Genomic DNA, 7886 nt, shown 5'->3' with positions numbered 1-7886 from the left:
GACCCGGTCCTCACCGACATCGCCGAACTCGTCCACGGCAGCGCCCTGCTCGCCGAGGGCGGCGACCTGCCCGACCCGGCCCGGTTCACCCGCCTCCTGACCGACCACCTCACCCACAGCCTGTAACTCCCAGGCGGGCACCGCGGCGGCCGGCCGTACTCCGGGCCGGCCACCGCGGGCCCTCAGCGGCCCGGGCGCTCGCCCGCCCACACCGGGGGAGTGCGGTCCGACCACGGGCAGGCCTGTTCGAGCTGCCCGGCGAGCCGGAAGAGCAGCCCCTCGCGCCCGTACCCGGCGGCGAACTGCATGCCGACCGGCAGCCCGGTGCCGGGGTCGGCCGTCACCGGCACCGACATGGCGGGCGTGCCCGCCACGTTGAACGCCGCGGTGAAGGGGGAGTGGTCGAGGATCCGGCGCAGCCAGCCGAGGCCGTCCAGGGCCTCCGCGCCCCGGCCGTGGGTGCCCAGGGGCACCGGCAGGTCCGGCACGGTCGGGGTGAGCAGCACGTCGTACGCGGCGAAGTACCGTGCCAGGCTGCGGGAGACCTGGTTGCGGACGGCCAGGGCGGTCACGAGCTCGGGGCCGGTGACCCGCCGCCCGTAGTGGTAGCTGGCCAGGATCGGCGCCTCCAGGGTCGAGAAGTCGACGGGCCGGCCGGTGGCGGCGGCCAGCTCGTCCACCATGACGGTGAGGTTCGCCGTCCACTGCCGGGCGTTGGCCAGGACGAACTCCTCCCAGCCGACGCCGAGTTCGGCCCCGGCCTGCTCCACCCGGTGGCCGAGCGACTCCAGCAGGCGCACGGTGCGCGACAGCGCGTCGAGGACGGGCGCCGTGGTGCGCCGCCCGCCCCAGGCCTGGGCGAGGACGCCGATCCGCAGGGAGCCCGGATCCCGGCGGACCTCCTGCGCGTACGGCCGCTCCGGCTGCGGGGCGACGTAGGGGTCGCCCGCCTCCGGGCCGCCCACCAGGTCGAGCAGGACCGCGCTGTCGCGCACGGTGCGGCTGACGCTGCCGTGCACGGCCAGGCCGTTGAAGATCTCGTCGACGGCGGGGCCGACGGGGATGCGGCCGCGGGTCGGCTTCATCCCGAACAGGCCGTTGTAGGCGGCGGGGACGCGGATCGAGCCCGCCGCGTCGGTGGCGTGCGCGATCGGCACGATCCCGGCGGCGACCGCCGCGCCCGCGCCCCCGCTGGAGCCGCCGGCGCTGCGGGTGGGGTCCCACGGGCTGCGGGTCGGGCCGTACAGCACGGGTTCGGTGGTGGTGCTGTAGGCCAGTTCCGGGGTCGCGGTGCGTCCGAAGGTCACGAGGCCGGCGGCGCGGAAGCGCGCCATCAGGGTCGAGTCCTCGGCAGCGACGTTCCCGGCGGCGAGGCGGCTGCCGAGCTCGGTGCGCCGCCCGGCCATGGTGACCCCGAGGTCCTTGACGAGGAAGGGCACCCCGGCCAGCGGCGCGCCGCCGGGGCGGGGCCGGTCGTCGGCCGGCCAGGTCTCCACGACGGCGTTCAGCCGCGGGCCGACGGCCCGTGCGGCCGCGCGCGCGGCGGCCTCCACCTCGGCGGGGCTCACCTGGCGCCGGGCGATCAGTTCGGCGAGCCCGACCGCGTCGAAGGCCGTGTACTCCGTGACGTCCACTGGGTCACTCCTGGATCCGGGACCGGTACCGATGTCGATACCGACCAGTCTTCAACGATACCGATCGGTATCGCGTGGAACGGACTGGTACCGTAGCAGCAGGTTCAGGAAGTGCGGGACGCCAGGGAGGCGGAGCACCCGCGAGCGACCGGAGGCCCCGAACAGCCATGACAGCGACCGCCGGACGACCGAGCAGGGTGGCCAAGCTGCCGCCCCGCGAACGCATCCTCGACGCCGCGGAGGAGCTCTTCCGCAGCGAGGGGATCCGGCGGGTGGGCGTCCAGGCGATCGCCGAGAAGGCCGAGACCACCAAGATGGCGATCTACCGCCACTTCGAGACCAAGGACGAACTGGTCGCCGAGTGGCTGCGGATCGTCGCCGCCGAGTACCAGGCGGCGTTCGACCGGGTCGAGGCCGAGCACCCCGACCGGCCCCGGGAGCAGATCCTCGGGCTGGCCCGCTTCATCGCCGACGGGCTGCCGGCGGTCTCGCACCGGGGCTGCCCCTTCATCAACTCCATCGCCGAACTGCCCGACCGCGCCCACCCCGCACGGCAGGTGATCGAGCGGCACAAGGAGCGCCAGGCCCGCCGGCTGCTCGACCTGTGCGCGCGGGCCGGGCTGCCCGACCCGGAGCAGACCGCGGCCGAGATCACCTTCCTCCTCGAAGGCGCGCAGGTCAGCACGCAGAACGGCAGCGTCGACCGGCCGGGCGAACGCCTGCTGCGCATCGTCGAGGCGATCCTGGACCGGGCCGCACCGCCCGCGCCGCCCACCCGCTGACCCCGGGCGACGCGTTCGCGCGGTGTGCCGCCTTGTGACCCGTCGCCTTGTGACCGGTCACTACCCACGTCGTTAATCTTTGTGACCCGGCCCGGGGACAGCGTGACGGGTCATGGACATGATGTTCTCCGGGGCGCCGGCTACCAGTTGGTAACCCGCGTTCTCCGACGGACCACCAGGAATTCCACGACTCGGGGGAACCATGCGCACGTGCACGTCCCGGCTGCTCGCCGCCGCCGTCACCGCCGCCCTGGCCGCCACCGCCGTGGCCGCCACGGCAGGCCCGGCCGCCGCGGCCCCCGCGGCCGCGCGCTCCGCCACCGCGGGCGACCCCTTCTACGCCTACGACGGCAGCACGCCACTGGCCTCGCTCGCGCCGGGCACCGTGCTCAAGACGCGGACCCTGCCGTACCACGTGCTCGGGCTGCCCACCCCGGTGACGGCGATCCAACTGCTCTACCGCAGCACCGACGCCCAGGGCCGCCCCAGCGCCAACGTCACCACCGTGGTGCGCAGCCTGGCCGGGGACGGCAGCAAGGCCGTCTCGTACCAGTCCTTCTACGACTCGCTCGACCCGAAGGACGGCCCCTCCCGCGCGGTGGCCGGCGACGTCAGCATCAGCGGTCTGATCCCCAACGTCGAGGCGCTCTTCCTGGTGCCGCTGCTCGCCCAGGGCTACAACGTGGTGCTCCCCGACACCGAGGGCCAGAACGCCGACCTCGCGGCCGGCCCGGAGTACGCGACCAACACCCTGGACTCCATCCGGGCCGCCACCCGCTCCCCGGCCACCGGCATGGGCCCCGACACCCGCTTCGGGCTGATGGGCTACTCCGGCGGCGCCGTCGCCACCGGCTGGGCGGCCGCGCTCGCGCCGAGCTACGCGCCCGAGGTGAACGCCAAGCTGGTCGGCTACACCGAGGGCGGGCTGCTGGTGGACCCGGCGCACAACCTCAAGTACGTGGACGGCTCGCTGGTGTGGAGCGGCATCACCCCGCTGTCCGTGATCGGGGCCTCGCGCTCCTTCGGCAGCGACCTGACGCCCTACCTGAACGACTACGGCCGCTCGGTCTACCAGCAGCTGGAGCACGGCTCGATCGTCGACGCCCTGGGCCACTACCCCGGGCTGACCTGGAAGGCGCTGGTCAAGCCCCAGTACGCCGACCCGAACTCGGCGCCGCCCTTCGTCGAGGCCGTCAACCGGAACAACCTCGGCTCGGCCCCCACCCCGACCGTGCCCGGCTCCATCGCCCAGGGCAACGGCGGCTTCCTGGAGGGCACCTTCGCCAGCCCGCCCGGCATCGGCACGGGCGACGGCGTGGCGGTCGCCGGGGACGTCCGGGCCCTCGCCCGCCAGTACTGCGCGACCGGCACCGCTCCGGTCGCGTACCAGCAGTACGACCTCCTCAGCCACTTCGGCGTCCCCGTCGTCTGGGCCCCGCAGGCCGTCGGCTGGCTGGGCGACCGCTTCGCCGGCCGCCCCGCCCCCTCCGACTGCGGCCACATCCCGCCCGGCAACTCCCTCACCCCGGAACAGCCCACCCCCGGCCACTGACCCGGACGGGAGCACGAAGCACCCGCGGCACCGGACACCGTCATACCTGAGTACTAGGAAGGGACTTGGCACTCCGGTACGACGGTTTCCGCCCCTCCCCGCCCGTACCGTCGCCCGTGTCCGAAGCGACCACGGGAACGAACGAGGGGGAACGGCGATGAACACGCGAGGACGGGCCGGGGCGGCCGCGGCGGCGGTGCTGCTGGCGGCGACGGCCACGGTGGGTGCGGCCGGGGCGCCGGGCGCGGCGGCGGCGCCGCAGCGGGCCACCGAGCGGCAGGCCAGGGCCTGGCTGCCGCAGCCCACCGGGCCGTACCCGATCGGCACGACCGCCCTGCAGCTCACGGACGACGGCCGGGACGACCCCTGGAAGCCCGGACAGCACCGCAAGCTGATGATCAGCCTCTGGTACCCGACCACCAGCCCCGCCACCGGCGACGACCGCGCGCCCTACATGCTCCCCGCCGCCGCCGACCACTTCGACAGCGCCGGGAGCATCGGCCAGCGCGAGAACGGCTTCGAACCCGGCCGCACCGACTGGGCGGGCATCCGAACCCACGCCCGCGCCGACGCGCCCGCCCTCCCCGGCGGCAAGCGGCCCGTCGTGCTGTACTCGGCGGGCTTCGGCGCCCCGCGCAGCTGGGGCACCGCCCTGGTGGAGGACCTCGCCTCCCGCGGCTACGTCGTCGTCACCGTCGACCACACCTACGAGGCCTCCGAGGTCGCCTTCCCCGACGGGGACCTCGCCACCTCCGTCTTCCCCGCGCTCATGGACCAGCCCGGCCTCGACCTGGGCGCCCTCCTGCGCAAGATGCTGCAGACCCGGGTCGACGACACCCGCTTCGTCCTGGACCGGCTCGCCGGGCTGCGCCACGACGAGCAGCTGCCGTCCGGCCTCGCCGCCTCCCTCGACCTCGACCGGATCGCCGCGGTCGGCCACTCCGGGGGCGGCTCCGCGGCCCTGCAGACCATGCACGACGACCCGCGCCTCAAGGCCGGCGTCGACCTCGACGGCCAGCTGCACTTCCCCGGCCCGGACGGCAGCGGCGTCCAGCTGCCCCTGCCCACCGTCGCCGCGGACGGCCTGACCCGGCCCTTCCTGCTGATGGGCACCCAGGAGGCCGACTCCGGCAGCTACCACCAGCAGCCCGGCTGGGACGCCCTGTGGCAGCACAGCACCGGCTGGCACGCCGACGTGACCCTGGAAGGCTCCCGCCACGGCTCCTACACCGACGCCCAGCCCCTGCTGCCCCAGCTCGCCCGCCAGGGCGCCGTCACCCCGGAGGCCGTGGCCGCCGCCGTCGGCGACGTCCGCCCCGACCGCGCCGTCCTCGCCACCCGCTCCTACGTGGCGTCCTTCCTCGACCGCTGGCTGCGCGGCCACGACGACCACCTCCTGGACGGCCCGTCACCGCGCTTCCCCGAGATGCGCTACGAGCGGTAGCGCGCGCCGGTACGGCGCCCGGCAGCCGCCCAACCGCCCAGCCGCTCAACTACCCTACGGCTGTACCCGGTTGTCGGTCGCCAGCACGTCGCCCGGCACCGTCGAGCCCACCTGGCGCCGCAGCGCGCCGATCGCCGGATCGGAGATGGAGACGGTGAGCCGGTAGGGCGGCGGGCCGGTGACGGTGTTGTGCGCGTCGGTCGGTGCCACCAGCCGTTGCTGGACGGCGAAGCCGTCGAAGCCCGGGCACAGGGCCTCGGGCGGGAGCGTCACCCGGGCGGACGCGCCGCCCTCGGGCCCGACGTGGACGCTGCCGCCCGGGCCGGCCGGGGCGTCGTCGTCGCCGCGCGTCAGCGGGAGGCCGTGGGCCCCGCCGACCAGGCCGTCCGGGCCCTCGATCTCCACCGCCACGCCCTGCGGACCGAGCGGCGCCGACAGGTCCAGCGCTCGGCCGCCGGGGCCCGGGGCGAGACCCAGGTCGATGGTGAAGTGCCCCGGGTCCTGCGCCGAGTCCCGGGAGAACCCGTAGGAGCTGAGCACGAGTTGAGGCCCCGGCGGTGGGGTGTCGGCCGGTGGCCCGGCGAAGGTGAAGGACGCGGGCGCCGGCTCGAAGTGGTGGAAGCCCCGGGCGCCGCACCTGGCGCCGTCGGAGAACCCGCCGCCGGGCAGCGCGACGTCCGCGGTCGGCCGGGGCGCTCCGGGCACCGGCCGCGGGCCGGGCCTCGACCGGCCGTCCCGGTTCAGCACGCCGGCCGGGTCCGTCCCGACCGCGACGGCCAACAGCGCCGCGAACGCGGTGACCGCGATCAGCGCGGTGCGCCGGCGTCCGGGCCGCAGCCACCGCGAGCGCCCCGCGCCGCGGGCCGCGCGGGGGGCCCGGGCGCGCCGCCCCCGCCGGCCGCCCCCGGGCGGGGGGCGGGGGGGGGGGGCGGGCGCGGGCGTCCAGCGGCGGCCGCCCGGGTCCACCGGCGGCTCCTCCCGCCACCGCGCGGCGAGCATCCGGGTCCGGGCGGTCGGCTCCTTGACGGTGGCCTCCCCGATGAACCGCTCGTCCAGGACGAGCCCCTCGAACGGATCGGGCGTCGCCCGGCCCGGCGTCACCGGCTCCGGCTCCGGCTCACGGGAAGGGGGCTGCTGGGAATCATCGGTGCTCGACACGGCGCCAGTATGCCCGGCCGCTCGGACACACCGCCCTCCACCCACCGGCCGACGCCGCCCACCGGGCCGCGCGACCTCTCCCCGGGAATTCAGGAGGCGAGGCCCACCACGTTCTCCGCAGTGGCGTTCAGATCGCACCACACGGTCGAGGTCCCACCGCTTTCCACCCGGTTTCCGTAGTGGTGGTACCGGCCGTAACCCGGCTTGTAGCACGTCACATCCGCGACGAAGGGCCCGTTGGTACACCTGATCGACGCGCCCGCGTGCCCGCCGCTCCCCGTGAAGAACTGCTTGTTGCCGCAGCTCAACGCCGTCGGGGCGGCCGAGGCCGACACCGACGAGACGCCGACGAACCCCGCGCCGGCCAGGGCCGTGGCCAGGGCGAACGCCGCAACCCGCTTCCGAGTCCGCATGATGATCCTCCTTCGTATTCAAAGGGATTGGACGAATTCACCCTAGGATTACGAATGGCGGAGGCGGTAGAGGCATTCGGTGAAATGGCTCAAATGCGGCATTTCCCGTGCAAACATCAACCCATGTTCGAATTTTGACCAGGAAAAGCACTGCCGAACACCTGCGGCGGAGCAGCGGCAGCGGTGGCGGGATTCGCACGTCGGTCGGGGCCGGTTCCGTCAGGGCAGGTAGCGCTCGAGCGCCGCGGCGCCCTTCTGCTCGATCTGCTGCCTGGCCCACTCGAGCCGCTCGTGGGTGATGTCCTGCCCGGAGGCCATGACGAGGTCTTCAGGGTCGAAAGGCCGCTCACCTCCGGTGAACAGCCGCTGCGGGGACGCCTTCGCGTCCGCGCCCTCCCCGCCCGCGGGATCGCTTCCTGCGATCGGACTGCCCATGGCTACCTCCCTGGTCGGCCTCCTCCAAGGGTGCCGCCGATCCGCCCCCACCGCTTCCCATCGGTATACGAACCACCCAGCCGCCGCGCCCCGGCCGCCCGACGTCCCGCTCGCCTCCGGGGTCGCTGCGCCATGCGCGTGCTCTCCGCCACCGGGCGCGCGCCCGACGGGACCGGCCCCCGACGCATCGCCATCGTGTCCGCGGGCGTGCTGATCCCGTTCCCGCGGCCAACTGTCGCACGGCTCGCGGACCTGCTGGCGGGCAGCGGCTTGGACACCCACTGCCGGGCTCTCTGACCGGGCTGATCGGGCTGCGGGAGCGGGCCGACAACCTCAGCGGAACGCTGACCTGCTGCCGTACCCGCGACGGCGGCTACCGCGTCCACGCCGTGCCGCCCGACCGCCGGCACTGGCCATCAGCCGACTTCCCGGGTGCCTGCCGCATCGTCGGTTCGTGGCCAGGCCCGG

7 protein-coding genes are annotated in these 7886 nt (G+C 74.9%); 3 read left to right on the top strand and 4 right to left on the bottom strand.

All coding sequences use genetic code 11. The features are described 5' to 3' along the window. Nucleotides 1–182: 182 nt before the first annotated feature. Entirely contained in the window at nt 183–1634 is a 1452-nt protein-coding gene (locus tag ACFWXO_RS34815) for an amidase (protein WP_380529048.1), read from the bottom strand. Nucleotides 1635–1801: 167 nt separating this feature from the next. On the opposite strand from ACFWXO_RS34815, the gene ACFWXO_RS34810 reads away from it, so the two are divergent. The 3 genes from ACFWXO_RS34810 to ACFWXO_RS34800 all read left to right on the top strand — a co-directional run bounded on the left by ACFWXO_RS34810 (nt 1802) and on the right by ACFWXO_RS34800 (nt 5412). Continuing rightward, a complete protein-coding gene (locus ACFWXO_RS34810) occupies nt 1802–2416 on the top strand; it encodes a TetR/AcrR family transcriptional regulator (protein WP_380529046.1) in 615 nt (204 codons plus the stop codon). 202 nt (nt 2417–2618) lie between these two features. Beyond that, on the top strand, nt 2619–3968 hold the full coding sequence (locus ACFWXO_RS34805) for a lipase family protein (RefSeq protein WP_380529044.1): 1350 nt from the start codon (nt 2619–2621) through the stop codon (nt 3966–3968). A 157-nt stretch (nt 3969–4125) separates the two neighbouring features. After that, nucleotides 4126–5412: an alpha/beta hydrolase family protein gene (locus ACFWXO_RS34800; RefSeq protein WP_380529043.1), complete on the top strand. Its 1287-nt coding sequence runs from the start codon at nt 4126–4128 to the stop codon at nt 5410–5412. Nucleotides 5413–5466: 54 nt separating this feature from the next. Here the strand turns inward: ACFWXO_RS34800 and ACFWXO_RS34795 are convergent, their stop codons facing one another. The 3 genes from ACFWXO_RS34795 to ACFWXO_RS34785 form a co-directional block, all read right to left on the bottom strand. After that, nucleotides 5467–6570 (bottom strand): hypothetical protein, encoded by a 1104-nt coding sequence (locus ACFWXO_RS34795; RefSeq protein ID WP_380529041.1) that lies wholly within the window; start codon nt 6568–6570, stop codon nt 5467–5469. 89 nt (nt 6571–6659) lie between these two features. Then, nucleotides 6660–6983 (bottom strand): hypothetical protein, encoded by a 324-nt coding sequence (locus tag ACFWXO_RS34790; protein WP_380529040.1) that lies wholly within the window; start codon nt 6981–6983, stop codon nt 6660–6662. Nucleotides 6984–7202: 219 nt separating this feature from the next. Beyond that, nucleotides 7203–7418 (bottom strand): hypothetical protein, encoded by a 216-nt coding sequence (locus tag ACFWXO_RS34785; protein WP_380529038.1) that lies wholly within the window; start codon nt 7416–7418, stop codon nt 7203–7205. Nucleotides 7419–7886: the final 468 nt, after the last annotated feature.

The sequence above is a fragment of the Kitasatospora sp. NPDC059088 genome (genome assembly GCF_042738155.1).
In the GTDB taxonomy this organism is placed as follows: domain Bacteria; phylum Actinomycetota; class Actinomycetes; order Streptomycetales; family Streptomycetaceae; genus Kitasatospora.
This window is presented reverse-complemented; position numbering and strand designations above follow the sequence as displayed.

What these genes read in the sequence shown, in the direction of transcription:
- ACFWXO_RS34810 (WP_380529046.1), top strand. Translation starts at nt 1,802, where the DNA reads ATGACAGCGACCGCCGGACGACCGAGCAGGGTGGCCAAGCTGCCGCCC.
- ACFWXO_RS34805 (WP_380529044.1), top strand. Translation starts at nt 2,619, where the DNA reads ATGCGCACGTGCACGTCCCGGCTGCTCGCCGCCGCCGTCACCGCCGCC.
- ACFWXO_RS34800 (WP_380529043.1), top strand. Translation starts at nt 4,126, where the DNA reads ATGAACACGCGAGGACGGGCCGGGGCGGCCGCGGCGGCGGTGCTGCTG.
- ACFWXO_RS34790 (WP_380529040.1), bottom strand. Translation starts at nt 6,983, where the DNA reads ATGCGGACTCGGAAGCGGGTTGCGGCGTTCGCCCTGGCCACGGCCCTG.
- ACFWXO_RS34785 (WP_380529038.1), bottom strand. Translation starts at nt 7,418, where the DNA reads ATGGGCAGTCCGATCGCAGGAAGCGATCCCGCGGGCGGGGAGGGCGCG.